Below are 26,440 nucleotides of genomic sequence, written 5' to 3' on the forward strand. Positions count from 1 at the left end.
CAGAAGTCCAATAACAGCAGAAAAGGCGCGGGTATTATACGCGCCTGATCTCATCAGACCAGCTTTTTCACCAACGCTTCGCTGTGGCGAATGTGGCTGGAGGCGCGTTCAGGATCGTTTTGTACCAGCGCCATAAACAGCAGATCGGTCAACGCCAGCTGCGCGCTGGTCGACGAGATCGCCGCACTGCGCGTGCTCTGCTCTTCCGCCACGGTGTAGAGGCAAACCGTGGCGCACTGCTGCAGAGCATTCGGCGTAAAGCCGGTAAAGGCCAGCACATCGGCACCGACCTGCGCCGCTTCCTGCGCCGCCAGATTGATTTCGCGACGTTCGCCAGTATAGGAAATCGCCAGCAGCACATCGCCCGGCGCCATCGCTTGCACGCTGGCGAGCAAAGCGTGCATATCCTGCTCCGCCACCGCATTGATGCCGATCTTCATCAGCTTCCACGAAAAATCTTTCGCCACTAAACCGGACGCGCCGATGCCAACCAGCAAAATACGATTGGCATTTTTCAGCAGCTGCAAGGTTTGCAGCAGCTTCTCTTCGCTATTGATGTCCAGCGTGGCGCGGATCGCCGAGATCTTTTCGGTCAGCAGCTTTTCGCCGACCACTTTCAGCGGATCGTCGCTGAGAATATGGTTATGCACGGTAATCGCATCGCGATCGGCCATCGATTCGCTCAGCGCCAGCTTCAGCGCTGGAAACCCTTTTTGTAGCCCAGCTTCTGGGCAAACTTCACCACGCTGGACTGGCTAACGCCCGATTCCTCAGCGAGTTTTTGTGAACTGAGATGCCGTGCACGATCCGGCTGCGACAGCAAAAAATCCGCCAGCCGGCGCTCATTTAGCGCCAGTCGAGGGTAGAGCTGACGAATGCGCAGCAATGAACTCATGGTTCGATCCTTAATTCCTTTATCCGCAAACAGCGCGTAAACGCGAAGAATAAACTATTCAAATGGCATTGTAGTCACTGGAATTAAAAATAGCAGCTTTCGCCCTGAACGCCGAAGCTGGCTACACTGTAGTGCAGAAACCACGAAGGATAGAGAAGGAGTGCTGTTTGACAAAGGGTACACAACGACGCGTGGTGTTTTTCGATCTCGATGGCACGCTGCATCAGCAAGACATGTTTGGCACCTTTATGCGCTATCTGCTGCGACGTCAGCCGATCAATCTGCTGCTGGTGGTGCCGCTGTTACCGGTGATTGGTCTTGGCATGCTGATCAAAGGCCGCGCCGCACGCTGGCCAATGAGTTTATTACTGTGGGCGATTACCTTTGGCCACAGCGAAAAACGTCTGCGCCAACGCGAGGCTGAATTCGCTGAGTGGTTCCGCCAGCGTGTTACTGCGTTTCCGGTGGTGCAGCAGCGACTCACCGACTATCTCAGCAGCAGCGATGCCGATGTCTGGCTAATTACCGGTTCGCCGCAGTCGCTGGTAGAGCAAGTCTATTTCGACTCGGCCTTCTTACCGCGCGTACAGCTGATTGCCAGCCAGATGAAACCGGGCCGCGGCGGACGTTTGCTGTCGATGCGCTGCCTCGGCCATGAAAAGGTGGCACAGCTGGAGGAGAAAATCGGCACGCCGCTGCAACTGTATAGCGGCTACAGCGACAGCAAACAGGACAACCCGCTGCTGTTCTTCTGTCAGCACCGCTGGCGCGTCACGCCGCGCGGTGAGCTGCAACAGCTGGAATAACGCTTCGATTCCAGCCGCAGCATCGCTATAATGCGCCGCCTTTATTGCCCGCAGGAGTTGCCCGGTGAACCCACAAACTGATGAATATTGGATGCGTTATGCGCTGGAACTGGCGAAGCGCGCGTGGGAGCAGGGCGAAGTGCCGGTTGGTGCGGTGCTGGTGCAGGGCGACAAGGTGATTGGCGAGGGCTGGAACCGGCCGATTGGCCAGCACGATCCTACCGCACATGCCGAGATCATGGCGCTGCGTCAGGGCGGCAAAGTACTGGAAAACTATCGTCTGCTGGATACCACGCTGTATGTCACGCTGGAACCCTGCGTGATGTGCGCCGGTGCGATGGTGCACGGCCGCATCACGCGGCTGGTGTACGGCGCTAAAGATGAGAAAACCGGCGCGGCCGGTTCACTGCTGGATGTGATTGGTCATCCCGGCATGAATCATCAAATTCAGATTGATTGCGGTGTGCTGGCGGAAGAGTGTGCCGGGATGCTGAGTGACTTTTTCCGCATGCGTCGCGAGCAGAAGAAGGCGCTGCGTCAGGCGCAGCGCACCGGTTAATTCATCGCAATTTTCGGTTCGACCGCCGGATAACCGGCGCCTAACTCCGCTTCCAGTGCCGACTGCTGCGCTAAACGCTTCTCCTGTTCCTGCAAATATCCCACCAAACTGATCTGATATTTACGGATATTCTCCACGTAGTTATAAGCTTCGTGGCCGCGCGCGTAGCCGTAGGTGGTTTGCGTGTAATAGCGCTTCTGGCTCAACATCGGCAAACGCAGCTTCACGTCGGCCCAGCTGTCCGGATTGCCGCCCTGTTTCGCCGTCAGCTTGCGTACGTCCAGCATGTGCGCGTAGCCCATGTTATATGCCGCCAGCGCGAACCAGATACGTTCATCTTCAGGAATCGTTTCCGGGACTTTCTCCATCATGCGCTTGAGATATTCGCTGCCGCCGCGAATGCTCTGTTCGGGATCGAGGCGATCGTTGACGTCAAGGCTGTCGGCGGTATTACGCGTCAACATCATCATGCCGCGCACGCCGGTTGGCGATGTGGCCTGTGGATTCCAGTGCGACTCCTGATAAGAAATCGCCGCCAGTAAACGCCAATCCATGCTGGCGGAATATTTCTCAAACAGCGGTTTGATATCCGGCAGCGTGTTATCAATGGCGCGCAGGAAGGTGCGGGTATCAACGTAATCGAAGGTGCCAACGTGGCCGAGATACTTCTCTTCCAGCCGCGCCATCGTGCCTTCCTCGCCCATCTGGCTGTAGAAGTCGAGCATCGCCGCGCTCAGGCTGTCGTCTTCGTTACGCGGTAAGTACCAGGTGACCGGCTCTTCGTCGGTCACATCAAACGCCACCGCCAGCTGCGGATGAATGCGCTGCAGCAGGCCGATGGTAACCGAATCGCCCACCGTGTAATCGAGTTTGCCGTCAGCAACCGCTTCAAGCAGCGCTTTCTGGCCCTGATCGGTGGAGATCGCCCAGTCGAGATCGGGATAGCTGTCAGCTTTGGCGGAACGTAAAGTTGACAGATATGCCGAACCGGACTGCACAATCAGGCGGCCTTTGAGATCGCCAAGATTCTTCGGGCGAGGCTTATCAATGCGGTACACCAACTGCTGCGACACCGAATAGTAGCTCGGGCCACTTTGGTAGTGCGCGAGGCGCTCGCTGTTGTAGATCAAGCCGGCGGCCAGCAAATCCGCTTTACCGTCATCGAGGTCGTCAAACAGATCGCCGAGATTAGGACGCACCTCAACTTCCAGTTTCACGCCAAGGTAATCGGCGAAGCGCTTCGCCAGCTCGTAATCCATACCGGCTGGTGCATTGTTAATGGTGTAGTAAGTCAGCGGAGAGTTAACGGTACTGATGCGCAGCACTCCGCGTGATTTGATCTGTGATAGCGCGTCTGTTCCGCCCCCGTACCACGGGATTGAAGGCCACAATGCTAGCGCAAGTAGCACGGTGATCAGACCGATAAACAGATAGTTTATTTTTAGGCGTTTCAAATAGTTGTCTCGTAATGGCTCACAGGCCTCTGTCTTTTAAAGGCAGTATTTATGTTGTTTTAACTCCCAGAGCGAGGGGCATTTTGCGCAACAAAAAGGGGCAGGGCAACTTTTATAGCAAGAATTGTGCAAAATTCAGCCAAACGCCAGGTGCCAGAATTTATGCGCAAACGGTTTCGTAACCCGAGCTGTTTCTCTATAATACCGCCCGTTTTCCCCTGTTGCGCCCAATGAAGCGTCGCCCGGCACTTCAAAGACGAGAGATCTTTAATGATGGAAATTCTGCGTGGTTCGCCCGCTCTGTCGGCATTTCGTGTAAACAAACTGCTGACCCGCTTTCAGGACGCTCACCTTCCGGTGAGTGATATTTACGCCGAGTACGTCCATTTTGCCGATGTTAGTGCACCGCTCAGCGCGGATGAGCAAGCCCGCCTGCAACGCCTGCTGAAATACGGTCCTTCTCTCGCCGAACACGCGCCACAAGGGCGTCTGTTGCTGGTAACGCCGCGTCCCGGCACCATTTCACCGTGGTCATCGAAAGCCACCGACATCGCCCATAACTGCGATCTGCCACAGGTCTTGCGTCTTGAGCGCGGTATGGCCTTCTATGTGCAGGCACCTGAGCTGACGGAAGCACAGTGGCAGCAGCTGGCGAGCCTGCTGCATGACCGCATGATGGAAACGGTGTTCGCTGATCTCAACGATGCGCAGCAGCTGTTTGCTCACCATCAGCCGCAGCCGCTGAAAAGCGTTGACGTGCTGGGCGCAGGCCGCAGCGCGCTGGAGCAGGCCAACACCACGCTGGGTCTGGCGCTGGCCGATGATGAGATCGACTACCTGCTTGATGCCTTTACTAAGCTGGGCCGCAATCCAAACGACATCGAGCTCTACATGTTTGCGCAGGCAAACTCCGAGCACTGTCGTCACAAGATCTTCAATGCCGACTGGATTATCGACGGCGAAAAGCAGCCGAAGTCGCTGTTTAAAATGATCAAGAACACCTTTGAACACAATCCTGAGCACGTGCTGTCTGCCTATAAAGACAACGCTGCGGTAATGGAAGGTTCTGAGGTTGGCCGCTTCTACGCCGATGCGCAGAAGGGCGAATATGAGTTCCATCAGGAAGCCGCACATATCCTGATGAAGGTCGAAACCCATAACCACCCAACCGCCATTTCACCGTGGCCGGGTGCCGCGACCGGTTCTGGTGGCGAAATCCGTGATGAAGGCGCAACCGGACGTGGCGCGAAGCCAAAAGCCGGTCTGGTCGGTTTTTCGGTATCGAACCTGCGTATTCCAGGCTTTGAACAGCCGTGGGAAGAGGATTTCGGTAAGCCGGATCGCATCGTCACTGCGCTGGATATCATGACCGAAGGTCCATTGGGCGGCGCGGCGTTCAACAACGAATTTGGTCGTCCAGCCCTCAACGGCTACTTCCGTACCTACGAAGAGCGCGTTAACAGCCACAATGGCGTGGAGCTGCGCGGCTATCACAAGCCCATCATGCTAGCGGGCGGCATCGGTAACATCCGTGCCGATCACGTGCAGAAAGGCGAGATCGTGGTCGGCGCCAGGCTGATCGTGCTGGGTGGCCCGGCTATGAACATCGGTCTGGGTGGTGGCGCGGCATCGTCAATGGCATCAGGCCAATCGGATGCCGATCTCGACTTTGCGTCAGTACAGCGCGACAACCCAGAGATGGAACGTCGTTGCCAGGAAGTGATCGACCGCTGCTGGCAGCTGGGCGAAGCCAACCCGATTCTGTTCATCCACGACGTCGGCGCGGGCGGCCTTTCGAACGCCATGCCAGAGCTGGTGAGCGACGGTAATCGTGGCGGTAACTTCAACCTGCGCGACATCCTAAGCGATGAGCCAGGCATGAGTCCGCTGGAAGTATGGTGTAACGAGTCGCAGGAACGTTATGTGCTGGCGGTCGCGCCGGAGAAACTGGCGCTGTTTGACGAGCTGTGTCAGCGTGAACGCGCGCCTTATGCGGTCATCGGTGAAGCCACCGAAGAGCTGCATCTGAACCTCGCCGACAGCCATTTCGACAACAAGCCAATCGACATGCCGCTCGACGTACTGCTGGGCAAAACACCGAAGATGACGCGTGATGTTGCCAGCCAGCAGGCCAACGGCGAAGCGCTGCAGCGTGACGGGATTAGCGTAGCGGATGCGGTGAATCGCGTGCTACACCTGCCGACCGTGGCGGAAAAAACCTTCCTGATCACCATTGGTGACCGCAGCGTAACCGGCATGGTGGCGCGCGATCAGATGGTAGGACCGTGGCAGATTCCGGTCGCGAACTGCGCCGTCACCACCGCCAGCCTCGATAGCTATCACGGTGAAGCCTTCTCGCTTGGTGAACGTGCACCCGTCGCATTGCTCGACTTCGCGGCTTCAGGTCGCCTCGCCGTCGGTGAAGCGCTGACCAACATCGCCGCAACCTCCATTGGTTCGCTGCAACGCGTTAAGCTCTCTGCGAACTGGATGGCCGCCGCCGGTCATCCAGGCGAAGACGCGGGCTTGTACGCGGCGGTTAAAGCGGTCGGCGAAGAGTTGTGTCCCGCGCTGGGTATCACCATTCCGGTGGGCAAAGACTCGATGTCGATGAAAACCCGCTGGCAGCAAGGTACTGAGCAGCGCGAAATGACCTCGCCGCTGTCGCTGGTGATCACCGCCTTTGCGCGCGTGGAAGATGTGCGTCGCACCGTGACGCCGCAGCTGCAGGCGGATCAAGACAACCTGCTGCTGCTGGTGGATCTCGGCAACGGCGCGAACACCCTTGGCGCGACTGCGCTGTCGCAGGTTTATCGTCAGCTGGGCGACAAGCCTGCCGACGTGCGTGATGCTACGCAGCTGGCGGGCTTCTTCAACGCCATTCAGGCGCTGGTGGCCGAGCAGAAACTGCTGGCTTACCACGACCGTTCTGACGGCGGCCTGCTGGTCACGCTGGCGGAGATGGCCTTCACCGGTCACTGCGGTATCGAAGCCGATATTGCCGCGTTGGGCAGCGATGCGTTAGCCGCATTGTTCACCGAAGAGCTGGGCGCGGTGCTGCAGATCAACGCAGCGGATCGTGCAGCCGTCGAGAAGGTGTTCGCTGACCACGGTCTGAGCGCTAACCTGCACGTGATTGGTAAAGCCCTGCCAGGCGATCGCTTCGTGATCCGCTCTGGCGACAGCGCGGTGTACAGCGAAAGCCGTAGCACGCTGCGTACCTGGTGGGCAGAAACCACCTGGCAGATGCAGCGTCTGCGTGATAACCCAGCCTGTGCCGACCAGGAGCATGAAGCTAAGAAAGACGATAACGACCCAGGTCTGAACGTCCATCTGACCTTCAAGCCAGAAGAAGATGTTGCGGCACCGATGATTGCGACGGGCGCACGTCCGCGTGTGGCAGTGCTGCGTGAGCAGGGCGTTAACTCACACGTAGAGATGGCCGCCGCCTTCCATCGTGCGGGCTTTACTGCAGTTGACGTGCATATGAGCGATCTGCTGGCGGGCCGTCGCGGTCTGGAAGAGTTCCAGGCGCTGGTCGCCTGCGGTGGCTTCTCGTACGGTGACGTGCTGGGCGCGGGTGAAGGCTGGGCGAAATCCATCCTGTTCAACGGTCGCGTGCGTGATGAGTTCGAAAACTTCTTCCATCGTCCACAAACGCTGGCACTTGGCGTGTGTAACGGTTGTCAGATGATGTCGAACCTGCGCGAGCTGATTCCGGGAAGCGAGCTGTGGCCACGCTTTGTGCGCAACCAGTCCGAGCGTTTCGAAGCGCGTTTCAGCCTGGTTGAAGTAGCGGCGAGCCCATCGCTGCTGCTGGATGGCATGGTCGGATCGCATATGCCAATCGCCGTATCACACGGTGAAGGTTTTGTCGAAGTGCGTGACGGCGCGCATCTGGCACAGCTGGAGAGCAAAGGTTTGGTGGCGCTGCGCTTCGTCGATAACTTCGGCAAAGTGACAGAAAGCTATCCGGCTAACCCGAACGGATCGCCTAACGGCATCACTGCGGTAACCAACGAGAGCGGACGCGTCACCATTATGATGCCGCACCCAGAGCGTGTGTTCCGTACCGTGAGCAACTCCTGGCATCCGGCAGAGTGGGGCGAAGACAGCCCGTGGATGCGTATCTTCCGCAACGCGCGTAAGCAGTTGGGATAAGCAAAACAAAGGCCGCTAAATAGCGGCCTTTTTTATTCTGCGCGTTTTGCAGGTCCACCATTCATGGCGACCTTACTGAAATCCGCATAATCTCTAAACTGTCGGAAAATAACGACAATCCCGCCAATACGTTGTCGTCAAAAGGTGACATTTAACTCATTGATTTATATGGCCAGTAAATTGCCACGACAAACACGTTGCTAATAAGCGACACTTTTCACAGACCGTCCGGTCCGCTTTTCTCTGGGAGAGCGCTTCATCTCAGGCATTTCTCTGATAATAAGCGCTATTTATTTATTGGCACGATACTTGCTATAATCCCTAAGTGGCTCATTCACCTGTTTATGATTGCCCCGCTTCAGCGGCTGAGCTCATAAAAACCGAATGACGCACCAAACGGAGCCTGTCGTCCACCTCACCGATAATCGTTTGCTTTGCAACGTTATCAAACATCGGACGCAACGTTGAGTTAGGCTCCACCTATTTTGCAAGCGATGCTGCGGCGTCGCTCTCACGGCAGGCCAAAAGGCCTGCCGTTTTCATATCTGGCCTTTCTTCCGTTTTGATACTTCGCTAGCATGCCTGCAGCTCACATTTAAGGAAGCGCGGTTGTGATGAAATGGCGTCTGTTTCCCCGATCCCTGCGGCAGTTAGTGTTAATGGCTTTCCTGCTGGTACTGCTACCGTTACTGGTGCTGGCGTGGCAAGCGTGGGAAAGTCTTTCGGCGTTAAGCAACCAGGCGGCGGATACCAACCGCAATACCTTTACCGATGTGCGTCGCAGCGAAGCGATGGCGCGTACCGCGCTGGAGCTGGAGCGCAGCTACCGCCAATATTGCGTGCTCGGCGATGCGTCGCTGGCGAAGCTGTATCAAACGCAGTGGACGCGCTACGGCCAAATGCTCAGCAGTCACGCTGCCAGTTTGCCCGATCTGCCTTCCTTCAAAGTGCTGCAAACCACCTTGCCTTCGCTGCAGCAACTGCAGTGCGATAACGGCAATCCTGAGGCGCAAGCCGCCAGCGCGCTGGAGCGTTTTTCCGATACCAACACGCAAATGGTGCAGGCAACGCGTGAAGTGGTATTTTCGCGCGGCTTACAGCTGCAGCGTGAAATCGCCGATCGCGGTCAGTTTTTTGGCTGGCAGGCGCTGATTCTGTTCCTGATTAGCCTGGTGCTGGTTTTGCTGTTCACGGGGATGATCATCGGTCCGGTGAAGCGGGTTGAACGCATGATTAATCGATTGGGCGAAGGTAAGGCGCTGGGCGATAGCGGCAGTTTCCGTGGTCCGCGTGAGATCCGTTCGTTGGGGCAGCGCATCGTCTGGCTGAGTGAGCGGTTAAGCTGGCTGGAAGAGCAGCGCCACGAATTTTTGCGCCACCTGTCGCATGAGCTGAAAACGCCGCTTGCCAGTCTGCGTGAAGGCACAGAACTGCTGGCCGATCAGGTCGCTGGACCACTGAATGCCGAGCAGCAGGAAGTGGTGGCGATTCTCGATACCAGCAGCCGTCATTTACAGCGGCTAATTGAGCAGTTGCTCGATTACAACCGCAAGCTGGCCGATGGACCGATGGCGCTGAAGCCCGTGGCGCTAAATGAGATCATTGATTCGGTGGTAAAAGTGCACTCGTTGCCAGCCAATGCGCGTGAGATGACCACCCACGTTGATCTGCAAGTGCATCATTGTCTGGCGGAAGCGACGCTGCTGCAGCGGGTGATCGACAACCTCTATTCGAACGCCGTGAACTACGGCAGTGAATCCGGTAACATCTGGCTGCAGAGCCAGCAGAAGGGCAACCAGGTGTGGATTGAGGTGGCAAACACCGGCACACCGATTCCGGCTGAAGAGCAGGCGATGATTTTTGAGCCCTTTTATCAGGGCAGCCAACAGCGCAAAGGGCCGGTCAAAGGCAGCGGGCTGGGCTTAAGCATCGCCAAAGATTGTCTGCGCAGGATGCACGGCGATCTGCAGTTGGTAACGCGCAAGGATGCGGATGTCTGTTTTCGTATCATTCTGACGACCAGCGCCGGGAATGCCTGATTAATGAAACTAACCCTATTCAAACTTGTGGCCAGTGCAGTGCTGGTTTTCGGCCTCAGCGCCTGCCAGGCACCGTCACAAGATCGTACGCAGCATAATGGCGTTAGCGTGCCTGAACCGGAGGTACGCCTGCCGGATTATCTGGCGACCGATTGCCAAAACGTGTGGCAAATCGAAACGCCAGCCGCTGCAGGCAATCCGCTCTATTGGCAGCGCGCCATGGATTGCGCCGAGCGCTTATCGCCGGCCGAAGCGCGTGCAGAAGCGCGTCGTTGGCCGGTACAAGGCTGGGCGCGCGCCTTCAAGCAGGGCATCTTGCTCGCGAACGGTAACGTCACGCCAGTTGAGCGCCGTGATTTCGTCACTACCTTAGACGGTTACAGCGCGGCTTATCCGGCATCGGTGCGTCCGTTGCTACAGCTGTGGCGCAGCAATCAGGCGGCCCAACTGGAGCTGAGCGAAGCGCGTGGACGCTACGCCGCTTTGCAGCAGAGCAATGACGCGGAGATGGATAACCTGCGCCAGCAGCAAACCAAAATGCGTCAGTCGCTGGCCGATACCCAACGCAAGTTAGAGCGTTTAACCGACATTGAACGCCAGCTGTCGTCGCGTAAAGCGCCTGATAGCAGCGACACATCGCACGGCGGCAGCGATGTGCAAAGTGAGGATCAGTAACCATGAAACAAGCCGCGCGTTTATTGCTGGTGGATGATGATCCGGGCTTATTGAAACTGCTCGGCATGCGTCTGAGCAGCGAAGGCTATCAGGTGGCGACGGCCGCCAGCGGGCCGGAAGCCCTGCGCCATCTGCAGAAAGAGAAGGTCGATTTGGTGATCAGCGACCTGCGCATGGACGAAATGGATGGTCTGGCGCTGTTCGGCGAAGTGCAGAAACGTCATGCTGGCTTGCCGGTGATCATTCTCACCGCGCACGGTTCCATCCCGGAAGCGGTATCCGCCACGCAACAAGGCGTGTTCAGTTTTCTGACCAAACCGGTCGATCGTGACGCTTTGTATAAAGCAATAGATGAAGCGCTGGCCCAGCGCGCACCGATCAGCGATGACGGTTGGCGCGAAGCGATTGTGACGCGCAATCCGCAGATGCTGCGGTTGCTGGAGCAGTCGCACATGGTAGCGCAATCTGACGTCAGCGTATTGATTAACGGCCAAAGTGGCACCGGTAAAGAGGTGCTGGCGCAGGCGATTCACGCCGCCAGCCCGCGCGCCACCAAGCCGTTCATCGCCATCAACTGTGGTGCGCTGCCGGAACAACTTTTAGAGTCCGAACTGTTTGGCCACGCTAAAGGCGCCTTTACCGGCGCGGTCAGCGCACGTGAAGGTCTGTTCCAGGCAGCGGAAGGCGGCACGCTGTTTCTTGATGAGATTGGCGACATGCCACAGGCGCTGCAGGTGAAACTGCTGCGTGTGCTGCAGGAGCGCAAAGTGCGGCCGTTAGGCAGCAACCGCGATCTGGATATCAACGTGCGGATTATTTCCGCGACGCACCGCGATTTGCCCAAAGCGATGGAGAAGAAGAGTTTCCGCGAAGATCTCTACTATCGTCTTAACGTGGTGAACCTGAAAATTCCTGCGCTGCACGAGCGCGCTGAAGATATTCCACTGCTGGCGAATCATCTGCTGCGTCAGTCCGCCGATCGCCATAAACCTTTCGTGCGTAGCTTTTCGGTTGATGCGATGAAGCGGCTGGTCAGCGCCGTCTGGCCGGGCAATGTACGTCAGCTGGTCAACGTGATTGAACAGTGCGTCGCCTTGAGTACCGCGCCGGTCATCGGTGATGCCCTGGTTGAACAGGCGCTGGCGGGGGAAAATACCGCGCTGCCGACTTTCGTCGAAGCACGAAATCAGTTTGAGCTGAACTATCTGCGTAAACTGCTGCAGATGACCAAAGGAAATGTCACCAACGCTGCGCGTCTGGCTGGACGTAACCGCACTGAATTCTATAAGCTGCTGTCGCGCCATGAATTGGACGCCAGCGAATTTAAAGAGTAGCTTGCTGCGGCAGCGTCAGGAACAATTATACTAACGGTATCCGTCCATCATGGAGGGAGTAAAAAAGGATCTGTCATGAAAAAGATCGATGCAATTATCAAACCATTCAAACTCGATGATGTACGTGAAGCCTTAGCTGAAGTAGGCATCACCGGGATGACCGTCAGTGAAGTGAAAGGCTTTGGTCGCCAGAAAGGTCACACTGAGCTGTATCGCGGCGCTGAGTACATGGTCGATTTTCTGCCAAAAGTGAAAATCGAAATGGTGGTAGGTGACGATATCGTCGATACCTGCGTAGAAACCATTATGAAAACCGCGCAGACCGGCAAAATCGGCGACGGCAAAATCTTCGTCTTTGACGTGGCGCGCGTAGTGCGTATCCGTACCGGTGAAGAGGACGAAGAGGCGATTTAAGCCCCTTCGCGCATTGCCTGTAAAAGCCTGCCTTGCGCAGGCTTTTTTGTTTTACAGCACCTTGTGCGGGCCAAATACTTCGTAGTGGATGCGATCGGCATTGATGCCGGCATCGACCAGTTGACGTGCGACAAACTGCATAAACGGTAGCGGGCCACAGATCCAGAATTGACGATCGGCCTGGTTCAGCGCGGAGGACACGCTCGCCAAATCCATCAAGCCCTGAGCGTCGTAACGTCCGACATCGGCACTTTCTGGTTGCCGATACCAAACGTGGCTGGTGAAGTTTGGCAGGCGTGCGCCGAGGGATTTCACCTCTTCAGCAAACGCATGCTGCGAACCAGCTTCCGCGGCGTGCAGCCAGTTAACCGCCGCCGGATGTTGCTGCTGCGCCAGAGTAGCCAGCATCGCCAGCATTGGAGTTTGGCCGACGCCAGCAGAGATCAGCGTAATCGGCGTAGCGGCTTCAGCCTGCAGGAAGAAATCACCGGCTGGTGCCGCGCATTGCACGATATCGCCCACCTGCGCACGATCATGCAGCCAGCCCGACACGCTGCCCAGCGCTTCGCGTTTAACCGCGATGCGATAAAATTGCCCATTTGGCTGGTGCGTCAGCGAATACTGGCGATGCTGAATATTTTCACAGCCTGCCGGTTGTAGGCTGATGGCCAGATACTGCCCTGGCAGAAAGGTTGCCACCGGCTTACCGTCGTTTGGCACCAGTTCAAAACTCTTGATCACCGAACTCTCCTGATTGATAGCGCGAACACGAAAATCACGCGCACCGCGCCAGCCGCCGGTTTTCTCTTCGGAGGCCGAATAGATGGCTTCTTCACGCTGGATAAACACATCAGCCAGCACGCCGTACGCTTTGCCCCATGCGGTCAGCACTTCTTCACCCGGATGCAGTAGCTCATCAATTGTCGCCAGCAGATTTTCACCCACAATCGCATACTGCTCGGGCTGAATGTTCAGGCTGGCATGCTTCTGCGCGATTTTCTCCACCGCCGGCAACAGCACGGCCAAATTTTCCAGGTTGCTGCCGTAAGCCACAATGGCGTTGAACAACGCTTCCTGCTGATTGCCGCTGCGCTGATTGTTCATGTTGAACACGTTTTTCAGTTCAGGATGTTGCGTCAGTAAACGTTGGTAGAAATGGCCGGTCAGCTGCGGTCCAACCTGGGCAATGGCGGGCAAGGTCGATTTGATGGTAGCGATGGTTTGCGCGTCGAGCATGGTGAAATCCTCAGAGTGAATTTAAACATGTATTTTAAATACATCTTATGAGTAATCGAAGCGCCTGTAAATCCCTTGTTGTGATTAAGGATTAAGCAAGAAAGGTGCGGGCTGGCGCGCAAAGCTGAAATTCTTTCGCCATGAAAGTGAGCAAATTTCGTGATTTTCTGGCTTGCAAAAAAGCGTAAAAAACCCGTTCCAGCGCCATGCCAATCGTTTGCGCAAAAAGAGGGGATTGACGCTACCGTCACCTGTCAAAACCGTTTACACTGTTCGCCTTCGCCCCCTAGCCGGGGCCTAAACTGCCGTTAAAAAGTTAGCTGAGTCAGGAGAGTCCGGATGTTAAAGCGTGATATGAACATTGCCGATTATGATGCCGCGTTGTGGCAGGCTATGGAGCAAGAGAAAGTGCGTCAGGAAGAGCACATTGAACTGATTGCTTCTGAAAACTACACCAGCCCACGCGTAATGCAGGCCCAAGGTTCACAGCTCACCAACAAATATGCCGAAGGCTATCCGGGCAAACGCTATTACGGCGGATGTGAATACGTCGATATCGTTGAGCAACTGGCGATCGATCGCGCTAAAGAGCTGTTCGGCGCAGATTTCGCTAATGTACAGCCGCACTCCGGTTCTCAGGCCAACTTCGCGGTTTACACCGCGCTGCTGCAGCCAGGCGACACCATTCTGGGTATGAACCTGGCGCACGGTGGTCACCTGACGCACGGTTCCCCGGTAAACCTGTCGGGTAAGCTGTACAACGTTATCCCTTACGGCATCGATGAAACCGGCAAAATCAACTACGAAGAGCTGGCTGAGCTGGCACAAACCCACAAGCCAAAAATGATCGTCGGCGGCTTCTCTGCTTACTCTGGCGTGTGCGACTGGGCCAAAATGCGTGAAATCGCAGACAGCGTTGGCGCCTACCTGTTCGTCGATATGGCACACGTTGCGGGCCTGATCGCCGCAGACGTCTATCCGAACCCAGTTCCTCATGCCCACATCGTGACTTCAACCACCCATAAAACCCTGGCGGGTCCGCGCGGCGGCCTGATCCTGGCGAAAAACGGTGACGAAGAGCTGTATAAAAAACTGAACTCCGCGGTGTTCCCGGGTGGTCAGGGCGGTCCTCTGATGCACGTGATCGCCGGTAAAGCGGTGGCGTTCAAAGAAGCGATGGAGCCAGAGTTCAAGACTTATCAGCAGCAGGTGGCTAAGAACGCGAAAGCGATGGTGGAAGTTCTGCTGGAGCGCGGTTACAACATCGTTTCCGGTGGTACACACAACCACTTGTTCCTGATCGATCTGGTCAGCAAAAACCTGACCGGTAAAGAAGCCGATGCCGCTCTGGGCCGCGCCAACATTACCGTGAACAAAAACAGCGTACCTAACGATCCGAAGAGCCCGTTCGTGACCTCTGGCGTGCGTATCGGTACCCCAGCGGTGACGCGTCGTGGCTTCAAAGAAGCTGACGTTCGCGAGCTGGCTGGCTGGATCGCTGACGTGCTGGACAACATCAACGACGAAGCGACCATCGAACGTACCAAACAGAAAGTGCTGGAAATCTGCAGCCGTCTGCCGGTGTACGCGTAAGCTTTACGCTTCTCGATGCAGTGCAAAAAAGGATGGTGCAAGCCATCCTTTTTTATTGCCGTCGCAGCAGTGCTCTGACAAAGTAGCGCCCACTCGTGCTGCTCAGCAGCATTTTTGCTGGAGGGAATATGGCAATCGGCTCCGCCAAATGGCTCGGTTTGGGCTACTTCACTTACTTCTTCTGTTACGGCATTTACCTTCCTTTCTGGAGCGTGTGGCTCAAAGGCACCGGACTCGATGCAGAAAAAATCGGTCTGCTGCTGGGGTGCGGCATGGTGGCGCGCTTTGTCGGCAGTTTGCTGATTGCCTCGCAGGTAAAAAATCCCTCACAGCTGATCACTGCGCTGCGCTTGCTGGCGCTGATGACGTGCCTGTTCGCTATCGGTTATTGGCTGGGACAACAGTGGATGTGGCTGCTGTTCGTGATGATCGGCTTCAACCTGTTTTTCTCACCGCTGGTGCCGCTGAGTGATGCGCTGGCCGCCACCTGGACGCAGCAAATTGGTCTGACATATGGCCCGGTTCGTTTGTGGGGCTCGCTGGCGTTTGTCATCAGCTCTGCCTTAACCGGCATGCTTGTCACGGCGTTCTCATCGCAGGCGATTCTGGTGCTGCTGTCACTGGGCGCGATCGGCATGTTAGGTGGGATGATGTTAACGCCAGCGACGAAGCCGCAGGGTAGTGAACGTCAGACGTCAACCGATGGTGGCTGGCAGGCATGGCGTGATTTGCTGCGCGAAAATGCGGTGTGGCGTTTCATGTTATGCGTGACATTGTTGCAGGGCGCGCATGCGGCTTACTACAGCTTCAGCGCGATCTGGTGGCAGGAGAGCGGTTATTCCGCGTCGATTATTGGCTACTTGTGGTCGCTGGGCGTGGTGGCTGAAATCATCATTTTTGCTCTCAGCAGCCGACTGTTCCGCCGCTGGAGTGCGCGCGATCTCCTGCTGTTATCAGGTGTGTGCGCCATTATCCGCTGGACAATGCTGGGATCCAGCACCGCGTTGCCGTTGCTGATCGTGGCGCAAATTCTGCACTGCGGCAGCTTTACCGTCTGCCATTTAGCGGCGATGCGGTTTATTGCCGCGCGCAAAGGCGCGGAAGTGATTCGTCTGCAATCGCTCTATTCGGCGCTGGCCATGGGCGGCGGTATTGCGGTGATGACCATGATTTGCGGCGTGCTGTTTACGCATCTGCAAGGACATCTGTTCTGGGTGATGGCGTTAGTGGCGCTGCCGGCGCTGTTCCTGCGTCCGCGCGCCGCTTAATTCTCCAGCAACTGGAGAATACGCTGCTGCTGATGACGACTCAGCGGCAGCTCCGCCTGAATTAGCGGCGGTGAGAACAGCGGCAATGAAATGGCATACGGCGTAATCACCAGCGCGATATCGCGCGGCGCGCCTTCACGCTGAAAAAGCACGACGTCCTGATAGCTGATGTTGATCGGTAGCAGCGTCATTTCCCGCAGCTGCTGCTCCAGCAACTGCTCCAGCGCCGCATCCGCGCCCGTCAGCAGCAGCACTTGCTTTTCCTGCAATGCACTCTCCTGCATCAGCCAGGCACCAAATAACACCGCCACCAGACTTATCTCTTCAGCACTAAAGCGCGTGGCAAAGTTACGGCTGAAATGCTCAAGTGCGCGTTCCGTGGTACGCAGCAGACGCGGGTAGAGCCGTGCGACATCCAGCGCCACGCTGTTATCGATGCCGATGGCAAAATGACTGCGATCCAGCGCCTGCGCCAGATGCGTAAAGAGTTGCTGAGTGAGTTCGGCGCGATTTCTGAAGGTGGTTTGTGCCAACTGCTCAAAGCGCGCAATCAGCGCTTCCACTGACTGCATCAGCTTTACTGCCTGCGGATGCTCCAGCTGCGTAGCGGTTGGCGCGTGAATCAGGCTAAATAGCAGCGTCCAGAAGTCGGTCTCGCTTACATCCGGCGCTAAGTGGCAGCGCTTCTGCCAGTGATGGATGACGTCGTCGGCGGCAGCACGTTCGACTTTTTCCGCCAGCCACGCGCGCTGTCCGTCATTGAACAAGGCGTTTTGGCGCTGGCACAGCGCATACTTCATGAATATTTGCAGAAACAGGCGGTCGCGCGGGCTGAAGTCGCGCGCCAGACGCAGGCTGCAGTGCTGAATCAGCGCCTGCAGGTTGGTTTCATCCCACAACGCTTTCTCGATTTTCAGGACTTTCAGGCGCTGACGCAGCACCGGGGCAAAATGCTCGCAGACAAAATCCTGCGACAAACGCAGCGCGCGTCGCAGCCAGTGGATCAGGCACAGCCGCCTGTCCAGTTCCGTCCCGTGTATGCGAAAGCTGCCATCGACCATCTGGTGTAGCTCCAGTTGATGGTAACGCTGTATCTCCTCTCCCACATCCGCGATATCCTGTCGGGCGACAACAGGCGCCACGCCATTTAACTGGCAGAGCTTTTCAAGCGTCAACGCGGGAGCGGGCAGAAATAGCAGCAGTAACAGATGACAACGACGCTGGGAACGGCTGAAGAGTGGTGCAGAGGAGGGTGCAGAACTCATCAATGGTTTATCCGCAGGTCACTTTTGAGCTAAGAATAGCTAACTCCACGCGGTAACCTTGCACTTTGTCGTGACTTTTGTTCAGAGCTTTAGGGCGGGTCACAATTTTTCTGGGCCACTCTACACTTCACTTTAAAATTGTTACTTTATAACACATGAAAATTGCACTCATTACGTTTACGCTGTTGTTCAGCACCGCAGCCTGGTCACATCCGCATAGCTTCATTGACATGAAAACCGAGTTCATCAGTGACAACCAACATCTTAGCGGCATGAAAATGGTGTGGACCATGGATGAGATAACCTCCGCCGATCTGTTATACGACGCAGGTAAAGCCAAGCCCGGTGATGTGGTGTGGAAAAAGCTGGCGGCGCAGGTGATGGCAAATGTGCTCGGTCAGCACTATTTCACCGAAGTGTGGCAGGACAGAAATCGGGTCAAGTTTCTCAATCTGCCGAAAGAGTACAACTTATCGCGCAACGGCAACAAAGCGGTGCTGGAGTTTATCGTGCCGTTTGGCGAGCCGCAATTATTGAGCGCGAAGCAGTATCGCATTCAGACTTTTGATCCCAGCTACTTTGTTGATATGTATTACGATAATCCACAGGCATTAACCATGGACGACACCGTTAAATCGCATTGCCAGATCGATCTGCATACGCCGAAACCGGATGACTCGCTGAAGCAATATGCGCTGTCGCTGGATAAAGCCGATGCGCCGCCAGAGGATATGGATCTTGGCCAGCAATTCGCACAAACGGTGACACTGACATGTCACTGATTTCGCTTCCCTCCCGTTCACGTCGTTTATGGCCGCTGTGGCTGATGGCGGCGTTATTGCTGCTAGCGGGCGTGCTGCTGTGGCAGCACTGGTCGCAGATTTTGCTGCAAAGCGTGCTGTGGCAAAAAATCCTCAATCGCGAAATGACGCAGCTTTTGCAGCAGGTGGCTGAACAACCGCAGCAGGCGGGCGTGGCGCTAATGCTGTTCAGCCTCGCTTACGGCGTGCTGCACGCGCTGGGGCCGGGACACGGCAAAGTGGTGATCACTACCTTTCTTGCCACCCATCCGGCAAAGTTGAAAACCAGCATGAAGCTAACGTTGCTGGCTGCTTTGCTGCAGGGCGGCGTGGCGATTGGTTTGGTAACGCTGATGCTGGTGGTACTGCAAACCTCGTCGCGTCAGATGCATCTCGGCAGTTACTGGCTGGAAAAGGGCAGTTATCTGTTAGTCGTCGCGCTGGGTATTTGGGTCGGTTGGCGTGCATTGCGGTCGCTGCGCCAGCAATGGCGTCCTCAGCCAAAGTTGCAGATCCACGCTATTCGCCCAGCGCATCAGCACGATGAACACTGCGGCTGCGGACATGCGCATCTGCCCAGCGCTGCGCAGATGGATCAGGCAGTTAGCGCTAAAACGCAGGCGCTGGTGGTGTTTTCCATGGGGCTGCGGCCCTGTTCCGGCGCCATCATGATGCTGCTGTTTGCCAAAGTGATTGGTGTGTATGCGTGGGGCGTCGCCTCTGCCGTGGCGATGGCGTTGGGCACTGCTGTGACGGTTTCGGCGCTCGGCTTGTTAGTGCAGCGCTCCCGTCTGCTGGCTCAGCGCTTAGGGCAGGCCGGCGGTACTCATCCTGCGACCAGGCTGCTGGTGCCGCTGCTCGCCATGTTAGGTAGCGTGCTGTTAATCGTTGCGGGCGTTGCATTATGGCAAAGTGCCTCGCCGGGCATCGGCGGTGGAGTTCGTCCTTTCTGACATTAAGGATATTTGGGTAGTGTAAATATTCCACTGTTGCAAGTATTCTCACCCTCAACAGTTAATTAAATATCTCCGCTTAGCGCGCTGGTGAAAATAGATTTCTCTGTCTAAGCTCAATTACACCAGTCAATATCCTGGTGGATTAGCAATTATAAAATTTCAGCGAAATATTCTGCGAGGAGAAAACGATGCCTGAAACTCGGATTAATAATGGCAGCGTAGATACGGTGCACGACGTGCATGGCGGCCTACCATTAAAACGTATTTCATGGAGCGCAGTATTTGCCGGCGTTATCGCTGCGCTAATCATTCATATTTTATTGGGGATATTGGGTACAGCGATTGGTGCAACAACCATCGATCCACAACAGGAACAAAATCCGCTGCAGCATCTGGGAACCGGCGCGTTAATCTGGACCGGCGTGAGTATGCTGATTGCCATGGGCGTAGGTAGCTACGTTGCGGGGCGTCTGGCGCAGCGCGAAGGGGCGATGCATGGTTTGTTGATGTTTGGTGTTAGCACCATTTTGACATTATGGCTCGCGATTACCCTGGCGACTGGCGTTATTGGCGGTGCGTTTAATATTTTAGGCGCCGGCGTAAATGCCGTGGGTAATGGAATTTCCGCAGCGGCGCCATCACTGACCAATATGGCAAAAGAGAAGCTGCAGGAAAGTAATATCAATTTAGATGATTTAAAAAACGAATTACAAACTACACTGCGTCAAACCGGCAAGACAGAATTACAACCTGAGAATCTGCAAAAGGATGTAAATAACGAAGCCAATAACGCGCAAAATCAAGCAGAGCAAACGGCACAAAATCCACAGAATGCTGATAATGATCTGGCTAATTGGTTGAAAGGCGTTATGAATCGTCACTCAGATACATTGCAAGCTGCCGATCGTGATGCGCTGAAAAATATTATCAAAGCGCGCACCGGTAAAAGCGATCAAGAGGTTGAGCAGATAGTAACTCAAACCGAGGAGAGCTATAAAAAAGCCGTGCAACAGTATCAGGAGTTGAAACAGCAGGCGGAGCAAAAAGCCCGTGAAGTGGCTGAGCAAGCGGCGGCCGCAACGGCGAAAGCGAGCTGGTTCACCTTCTTTATGCTGGTGATTGAAGCAGTACTGGCAGCATTGCTGGGGCGCGTGGGTCGCAGGACGCAACCGCGTCAGGTATTAAGCCACGAACGTCGGTAACAAAAAAAGGCGGCTGATTCAGCCGCCTTCTCGCTTCTAGCGCTTCAGCGCCTCACTCAACTCTTCACGCATCGATGCCAGCATCGCTTTCACTACGCGTGGGTTACCCGCAACGATGTTACCTGACATCACGTAACCGTGGTTGCCGGTAAAGTCAGTCACCAGGCCGCCCGCTTCACGCACCAGCAGTTCGCCCGCCGCAAAATCCCACGGCTTCAGGCCAATCTCAAAGAAACCATCAACGCGACCTGCAGCGGTGTAAGCCAGATCCAGCGCCGCCGAACCGGTGCGACGGAAATCAGCGCACTGGGTGAACAGTTTGCCAACAATGTTGATGTAAGGGGTTGCGTGCTGCTTTAACTTGAACGGGAAGCCGGTCGCCAGGATGGTGCCATCCAGATCGCGCGCCGTGCTGCCGCGCAGGCGATAGCCATTCAGCTGAGCGCCCTGACCGCGTACGGCGGTAAAGAGTTCGTTGCGCATTGGATCGTAAACCACAGCCACTTCGGTGCGGCCTTTGATGCGCACAGCGATAGAAACGGAGAAGTGTGGTAAACGTTTGATGAAGTTGGTGGTGCCATCCAGCGGATCGATTACCCATTGAATGTCTTGATCTTCGCCCGCCAGCTCACCGCTTTCTTCGGTGATGATGGTGTGTTTCGGGTACGATTTACGAATTACTTCGATAATCAGACGTTCTGCGTCACGGTCAACATTGGTAACGAAGTCGTTGCTGCCTTTCTGGCTGGCTTCGACAGCGTCCGGGGTTTCATAATTCTTGGCAATTAAATTTCCGGCCTTGCGCGCGGCGCGCACGGCTATGTTGAGCATCGGATGCATCGGTATCTCTCGCTGGATGTTAAAGAACGGGGAAAACGGCGCGGAGTATATCAGCGTGTTCAGCAAATGTCCTCTTTTTATGTTAGGATGCGCGCCATCATTTCCCTGACCGCCTCTAATTATGCTGCAGAATATCCGAATCGTACTGGTAGAAACGTCGCACACCGGCAACATGGGCTCCGTCGCACGCGCGATGAAAACCATGGGCTTAACCAACCTTTATCTGGTCAATCCGCTGGTGAAACCAGATTCACAGGCCATTTCCCTCGCCGCCGGTGCCAGCGATGTCATTGGTAATGCGCGCATTGTCGATACCATGGATGAAGCCATTGCCGGTTGTAGTTTGGTGGTTGGCACCAGCGCACGTTCACGTTCACTGCCGTGGCCCATGTTGGATTCACGCGAGTGCGGCATTAAAAGCGTGGAAGAGGGCCAGCAGGCGCCGGTGGCGTTGGTGTTTGGCCGCGAGCGTGTGGGCCTGACCAATGAAGAGTTGCAGAAATGTCACTATCACGTCGCGATTCAGGCTAACCCCGAATACAGCTCACTGAATCTGGCGATGGCGGTGCAGATTATCGCTTACGAAGTGCGCATGGCCTGGCTGGACGCGCAGGAAAAAGCCGCGCCGACGGAAGAGCCGGTCGAATCACCGTATCCGCTGGTTGACGATCTGGAGCGCTTCTATCAGCACATCGAACAGATGATGCTGAACAGCGGCTTTATCCGTGAAGGCACGCCAAGTCAGGTGATGAGCAAGCTGCGTCGTTTATATACACGTGCGCGCCCCGAACGCGACGAACTGAACATCCTGCGCGGCATGATGGCATCGTTCGAAAAGCGCAAAGGTAATGTGGATAATAGTTGAGTAAAACAGTTGGTTAAATAGTTGAGCAATTTACTTGGTTAAATAGTTGACCGTTTTACTCAGGAATGTCAGACTGGCGTCAATTCTTCAGATAACCCGCCGATAACCGGACGGACGCTTACGAGGTTGTATGCTATGAGACTGACATCCAAAGGACGTTATGCCGTAACCGCTATGCTGGACGTTGCACTGCACTCCAATGAGGGCCCGGTGCCGCTAGCTGACATTTCTGAGCGTCAGGGCATCTCATTGTCCTATCTGGAGCAGTTATTCTCACGTCTGCGTAAGCATGGATTAGTGGCCAGCGTTCGTGGTCCAGGTGGCGGTTATCTGTTAGGCAAAGATTCAAGCGCGATTGCTGTGGGCGCGGTTATTACCGCAGTTGACGAATCTGTCGATGCCACTAAATGCCAGGGCAAAGAGGGCTGCCAGGGCGGCGAGCGTTGCCTGACCCACGTTTTGTGGCGTGATCTGAGTGAGCGCATCAGCGACTTCCTCAACAACATCACGCTGGCGGAACTGGTGAATAATCAGGAAATCCTCGAAGTGGCCGATCGTCAGAATACCGTCGACAATCGTCGTTTCCAGCAGCATCGTGTGCAAGAAACCATCAACGTTAATCTGCGCGCTTAATCCGTTCTCCTTCGGCCTTTCCTGTTCATACGGGCGAGGCCGAATGTGCTATAAAGACGTATGATTTTTTATACGGAGTTTTAGCGCAATGAAATTACCGATTTACCTGGATTACGCAGCCACTACGCCTGCGGATCCGCGTGTTGCCACCAAAATGATGCAGTTCCTCACAATGGATGGCACTTTCGGTAACCCCGCGTCCCGTTCCCACCGTTTTGGCTGGCAGGCTGAAGAAGCTGTTGATGTGGCTCGCAATCAAGTTGCTGAGCTGGTCAATGCCGATCCCCGTGAAATCGTTTTTACCTCCGGCGCGACCGAAGCGGACAACCTTGCGATCAAAGGTGCCGCGCAATTCCATCAGGCGCGCGGCAAACACATTATTACCAGCCAAACCGAACACAAAGCGGTGCTCGACAGTTGCCAGCAACTGGCGCACGAAGGCTTTGATGTCACCTTCTTACAGCCGGGCAGCGACGGTATCGTTACGCCGCAGATGCTCGAATCTGCACTGCGCGACGACACGGTGCTGGTGTCGCTGATGCACGTCAATAATGAAACCGGTGTGATTCAGGACATCGCCGTACTCGGCGCGCTGTGCCGTGCGCGTGACATCCTGTTTCACGTTGATGCCACGCAAAGCGTCGGCAAATTGCCGATTGACGTCACTGAACTGCCGGTGGATTTGATGTCGTTCTCAGCGCACAAGCTGTATGGACCGAAAGGCATCGGCGCGCTGTGGGTGCGTCGTAAACCGCGTCTGCAAATTGATGCACAGATGCACGGTGGCGGTCACGAGCGCGGCATGCGTTCGGGCACGTTGCCGGTGCATCAGATTGTCGGCATGGGCGAAGCCTACCGGATTGCGCGTGAAGAGATGAGCAGCGAAATGGCGCGTCTGGCCGAGCTGCGCCAGCGTCTGTGGCGCGGTATTAGTCAATTGGGTAACGTGAACCTCAACGGTTCGCTGGAGCAGGGCGCTCCGAACATCCTCAATATTAGTTTTGCCCACGTCGATGGCGAATCGCTGATTATGGCGCTGAAAGATTTGGCGCTGTCATCCGGTTCCGCCTGTACCTCGGCCAGTCTCGAACCTTCCTATGTGCTGCGCGCGATGGGCGTTGAGCAGGAGCTGGCACACAGCTCGCTGCGTTTTTCGCTCGGACGCTTCACCAGCGCAGAGGAAATTGAGTACGCTATCGAGCTGGTCAACAAAGCGGTAACACGTCTGCGGGCACTTTCGCCTGCGGCAAACGCCCGCTAATTCATGCACCCCTTGCGCCGGTTCTGGCGCAAGGTGACACCTAACGCAAACGGAGCCACGCGATGACAACACAACCGATGATAATTACGCTCAGCTCCCAGGCCGCCGATGCGCGCTGGGGTGACAAAGCGCTGCTGAGCAGCAACGAAAGTGGCATGACCGTTCACCTGACTGGCGCAGACGCGCTGATGAGCATCCAGCGCGCGGGGCGCAAGCTGGACGGCCAGGGCATTCGTCACGTCTCGCTGCAGGGCGAAGGCTGGGATGTGGAAAAGTGCTGGGCGTTCTGGCAAGGCTACCGCAGCCCGAAAGGCAAACGTCAGGTCGAGTGGCCGGAATTCAATGAGGACGATCAGGCTGAATTTGCACGTCGTCTGAAGATTGTTGACTGGGTGCGCGACACCATCAACCTGCCGGCGGAAGATCTTAGCCCGGAACAGCTGGCGCACAACGCGGTTGATCTGATCAACGAAGTGGGCGGCAAAGCAGTCAGCTATCGCATCACCAAAGGTGACGATTTGCGTGTTCAGGGTTACGCCGGTATCCACACCGTGGGCCGCGGCTCCACGCGCGCACCGGTGTTGCTGGCGCTGGATTTCAATCCAACTGGCGATGAAGATGCGCCGGTTTACGCCTGTCTGGTCGGTAAAGGCATCACCTTTGATACCGGCGGTTACAGCCTGAAGCAGAGCGCTTTCATGGACTCAATGAAGTCTGATATGGGCGGCGCGGCAACGCTGACTGGCGCACTGGCGCTGGCGATTTCACGCGGTCTGAATAAGCGCGTGAAGCTGTATCTATGCTGCGCAGACAACATGGTCAGCGGCAACGCCTTCCGTCTGGGCGACATCATTCGCTATCGCAACGGTAAAACCGTGGAAGTGATGAACACCGATGCGGAAGGTCGTCTGGTATTGGCCGATGGCCTGATCGATGCCAGCGAGCAAAATCCTGAACTGCTGATCGATGCGGCAACGCTGACCGGCGCGGCGAAAACCGCGCTGGGTAACGATTATCACGCGCTGTTTACCTTTGACGATGTGCTGGCGGAATCGCTGCTTGGCAGCGCGACCGGCGAAAACGAAGCATTTTGGCGTCTGCCGCTGGCCGAGTTCCATCGCAGCCATCTGCCTTCGAACTTTGCCGATCTGAATAACATCGCCAGCCCGTCACATGCGGCGGGTGCCAGCAGTGCGGCGGCGTTCCTGTCGCATTTCGTCAGCAAATATCAGCAAGGCTGGCTGCACATTGACTGCTCCGCGACGTACCGCAAAAGCGCGGTGGATCAGTGGTCCGCGGGTGCGACCGGTTTGGGTGTACGCACCGTCGCCAATCTGTTACTGAAATAATCCTCATCACGGCAGGTGCAAGCTTGCCGTCTTTTTTGGAATACGACAAATGAGTAACCGTCTTGAAGAGGTGCTGAAGCTGGCGGCTACTGAGCCTGCGCACCGTCCGGAATTTTTCCAGCTGCTGCTGGAAGCCGATGTGTGGGTGCCAGGCGAAAGTCCCGCCGAACAGTTTGATGCGACTTCGCCGGTCGAATTACAGCATTGGGAAAAAGAGGGTGGCGGCAGCGTGATCCCGTTCTTCACCTCGGAAGAGGCGATGGGCGAGGCCATCAAAGATGAACAGCCTTACCTGCGCATGCCGGTGCGCACGCTGTTTGAAATCACGCAAGGCGAAACGCTGTTCCTCAATCCGAAACTGCCTGCGGGTAAAGAGTTTTCGCCGGGTGAAATCGCCCATTTGATTGGCGAAGAGGGCAGTGCGCTGAGCCAGCAAACCGTGCTGGAAGGCGGTCATGCGTTGCTGTTGTCCGAAGTGGCCGAGCCGCCAGCGCAGATGATTGATTCGTTAACGCAACTGTTTGCCAAGTACAAACAGGTACGCCGTGCTTACATCGCCAGCATTCGTGAAAGCGCTAGCGCAGCACCGAACCTGCTGATTGGTATCGAAGCTGATAGCGATATCGATGAGATTATTCAGGCGGCGGGCGGTGTAGCGACGGATACGCTTGCGGATGATGCGCCCATTGATATCTGTGAAGTGGTTAATGAAGATCGCGGCGTGAGCCACTTCTTTACTGCCCACATCACGCCGTTCTATGAACGTCGCTGGGGCAGTTTCCTGCGCGATTTTAAGGGCAGTCAGCGGATTATATAATGCGCGGTCGCCATTGAT

General features: G+C 55.9%; 21 protein-coding genes and 1 pseudogene. 17 read left to right on the forward strand and 5 right to left on the reverse strand.

Going from position 1 to position 26,440, the window contains the following annotated elements; genetic code table 11:
- Positions 1-53: 53 nt before the first annotated feature.
- Positions 54-895, reverse strand: a pseudogene (locus Q3H59_RS05305) (MurR/RpiR family transcriptional regulator).
- A 167-nt stretch (positions 896-1,062) separates the two neighbouring features.
- Between Q3H59_RS05305 and yfhb the strand changes: the two are divergent.
- Together yfhb and tadA are read left to right on the forward strand one after the other, a co-directional pair.
- Positions 1,063-1,701 carry a phosphatidylglycerophosphatase C gene (yfhb, locus tag Q3H59_RS05310; RefSeq protein ID WP_192232985.1) on the forward strand — a complete coding sequence of 213 codons (639 nt, stop codon included), beginning with the start codon at positions 1,063-1,065 and terminating at the stop codon, positions 1,699-1,701.
- 64 nt (positions 1,702-1,765) lie between these two features.
- Positions 1,766-2,260 (forward strand): tRNA adenosine(34) deaminase TadA, encoded by a 495-nt coding sequence (tadA, locus tag Q3H59_RS05315; RefSeq protein WP_192411380.1) that lies wholly within the window; start codon positions 1,766-1,768, stop codon positions 2,258-2,260.
- Here tadA and mltF read toward each other — a convergent pair.
- Positions 2,257-3,714, reverse strand: a complete 1,458-nt coding sequence (gene mltF / locus Q3H59_RS05320; RefSeq protein WP_110868275.1) for a membrane-bound lytic murein transglycosylase MltF — start codon at positions 3,712-3,714, stop codon at positions 2,257-2,259. The genes tadA and mltF overlap by 4 nt on opposite strands.
- 270 nt (positions 3,715-3,984) lie before the next feature.
- Here mltF and purL point away from each other — a divergent pair, with 270 nt between their 5' ends.
- From purL to glnB, 5 genes are all read left to right on the forward strand, one after another.
- The gene (gene purL, locus Q3H59_RS05325; protein WP_137386297.1) at positions 3,985-7,875 is read left to right on the forward strand and encodes a phosphoribosylformylglycinamidine synthase; all 3,891 of its coding nucleotides are present in this window, start codon (positions 3,985-3,987) and stop codon (positions 7,873-7,875) included.
- A gap of 611 nt (positions 7,876-8,486) precedes the next feature.
- The gene (locus Q3H59_RS05330; RefSeq protein ID WP_101763467.1) at positions 8,487-9,914 is read left to right on the forward strand and encodes a HAMP domain-containing sensor histidine kinase; all 1,428 of its coding nucleotides are present in this window, start codon (positions 8,487-8,489) and stop codon (positions 9,912-9,914) included.
- A gap of 3 nt (positions 9,915-9,917) precedes the next feature.
- On the forward strand, positions 9,918-10,589 hold the full coding sequence (gene qseG / locus Q3H59_RS05335; protein ID WP_101763468.1) for a two-component system QseEF-associated lipoprotein QseG: 672 nt from the start codon (positions 9,918-9,920) through the stop codon (positions 10,587-10,589).
- 2 nt (positions 10,590-10,591) lie between these two features.
- The gene (gene glrR / locus Q3H59_RS05340; RefSeq protein ID WP_309833640.1) at positions 10,592-11,923 is read left to right on the forward strand and encodes a two-component system response regulator GlrR; all 1,332 of its coding nucleotides are present in this window, start codon (positions 10,592-10,594) and stop codon (positions 11,921-11,923) included.
- A gap of 75 nt (positions 11,924-11,998) precedes the next feature.
- The gene (gene glnB / locus Q3H59_RS05345) at positions 11,999-12,337 is read left to right on the forward strand and encodes a nitrogen regulatory protein P-II (RefSeq protein ID WP_007886217.1); all 339 of its coding nucleotides are present in this window, start codon (positions 11,999-12,001) and stop codon (positions 12,335-12,337) included.
- 51 nt (positions 12,338-12,388) lie between these two features.
- Here glnB and hmpA read toward each other — a convergent pair whose 3' ends face one another.
- On the reverse strand, positions 12,389-13,573 hold the full coding sequence (gene hmpA / locus Q3H59_RS05350) for an NO-inducible flavohemoprotein (RefSeq protein WP_309833642.1): 1,185 nt from the start codon (positions 13,571-13,573) through the stop codon (positions 12,389-12,391).
- Between the two features lie 339 nt (positions 13,574-13,912).
- Between hmpA and glyA the strand changes: the two genes are divergently transcribed.
- Entirely contained in the window at positions 13,913-15,166 is a 1,254-nt protein-coding gene (glyA, locus tag Q3H59_RS05355) for a serine hydroxymethyltransferase (protein WP_101763471.1), read from the forward strand.
- Positions 15,167-15,294: 128 nt separating this feature from the next.
- Positions 15,295-16,434, forward strand: a complete 1,140-nt coding sequence (locus Q3H59_RS05360; RefSeq protein ID WP_222233811.1) for a 3-phenylpropionate MFS transporter — start codon at positions 15,295-15,297, stop codon at positions 16,432-16,434.
- On the opposite strand, the gene csiE is transcribed toward Q3H59_RS05360, so the two are convergent.
- Entirely contained in the window at positions 16,431-17,699 is a 1,269-nt protein-coding gene (gene csiE, locus Q3H59_RS05365) for a stationary phase inducible protein CsiE (protein WP_309833645.1), read from the reverse strand. The genes Q3H59_RS05360 and csiE overlap by 4 nt on opposite strands.
- 155 nt (positions 17,700-17,854) lie before the next feature.
- Between csiE and Q3H59_RS05370 the strand changes: the two genes are divergently transcribed.
- From Q3H59_RS05370 to Q3H59_RS05380, 3 genes are all read left to right on the forward strand, one after another.
- Positions 17,855-18,481: a DUF1007 family protein gene (locus tag Q3H59_RS05370; RefSeq protein ID WP_137386294.1), complete on the forward strand. Its 627-nt coding sequence runs from the start codon at positions 17,855-17,857 to the stop codon at positions 18,479-18,481.
- A complete protein-coding gene (locus tag Q3H59_RS05375) occupies positions 18,472-19,452 on the forward strand; it encodes a nickel/cobalt transporter (RefSeq protein ID WP_309833648.1) in 981 nt (326 codons plus the stop codon). Before Q3H59_RS05370 ends, Q3H59_RS05375 begins: the two co-directional genes overlap by 10 nt.
- A 191-nt stretch (positions 19,453-19,643) precedes the next feature.
- Positions 19,644-20,657: a hypothetical protein gene (locus tag Q3H59_RS05380; protein ID WP_101763476.1), complete on the forward strand. Its 1,014-nt coding sequence runs from the start codon at positions 19,644-19,646 to the stop codon at positions 20,655-20,657.
- 36 nt (positions 20,658-20,693) lie between these two features.
- Here the strand turns inward: Q3H59_RS05380 and suhB are convergent, their stop codons facing one another.
- Complete coding sequence (gene suhB / locus Q3H59_RS05385) at positions 20,694-21,497, reverse strand: inositol-1-monophosphatase (protein ID WP_008108283.1); 804 nt, start codon at positions 21,495-21,497, stop codon at positions 20,694-20,696.
- Positions 21,498-21,618: 121 nt separating this feature from the next.
- On the opposite strand from suhB, the gene trmJ reads away from it, so the two are divergent.
- The 5 genes from trmJ (at position 21,619) to sseB (ending at position 26,422) form a co-directional block, all read left to right on the forward strand.
- Complete coding sequence (gene trmJ / locus Q3H59_RS05390; protein ID WP_110868266.1) at positions 21,619-22,362, forward strand: tRNA (cytosine(32)/uridine(32)-2'-O)-methyltransferase TrmJ; 744 nt, start codon at positions 21,619-21,621, stop codon at positions 22,360-22,362.
- Positions 22,363-22,497: 135 nt separating this feature from the next.
- On the forward strand, positions 22,498-22,995 hold the full coding sequence (gene iscR / locus Q3H59_RS05395) for a Fe-S cluster assembly transcriptional regulator IscR (protein WP_008108287.1): 498 nt from the start codon (positions 22,498-22,500) through the stop codon (positions 22,993-22,995).
- 88 nt (positions 22,996-23,083) lie between these two features.
- Positions 23,084-24,256 (forward strand): IscS subfamily cysteine desulfurase, encoded by a 1,173-nt coding sequence (locus Q3H59_RS05400; RefSeq protein ID WP_309833652.1) that lies wholly within the window; start codon positions 23,084-23,086, stop codon positions 24,254-24,256.
- A 62-nt stretch (positions 24,257-24,318) separates the two neighbouring features.
- A complete protein-coding gene (gene pepB / locus Q3H59_RS05405) occupies positions 24,319-25,605 on the forward strand; it encodes an aminopeptidase PepB (RefSeq protein WP_101763480.1) in 1,287 nt (428 codons plus the stop codon).
- A 49-nt stretch (positions 25,606-25,654) separates the two neighbouring features.
- Positions 25,655-26,422 (forward strand): enhanced serine sensitivity protein SseB, encoded by a 768-nt coding sequence (gene sseB, locus Q3H59_RS05410; RefSeq protein WP_192411384.1) that lies wholly within the window; start codon positions 25,655-25,657, stop codon positions 26,420-26,422.
- Positions 26,423-26,440: the final 18 nt, after the last annotated feature.

It is taken from the genome of Pantoea sp. SORGH_AS_0659 (genome assembly GCF_031453915.1).
Classification (GTDB): domain Bacteria; phylum Pseudomonadota; class Gammaproteobacteria; order Enterobacterales; family Enterobacteriaceae; genus Pantoea; species Pantoea leporis.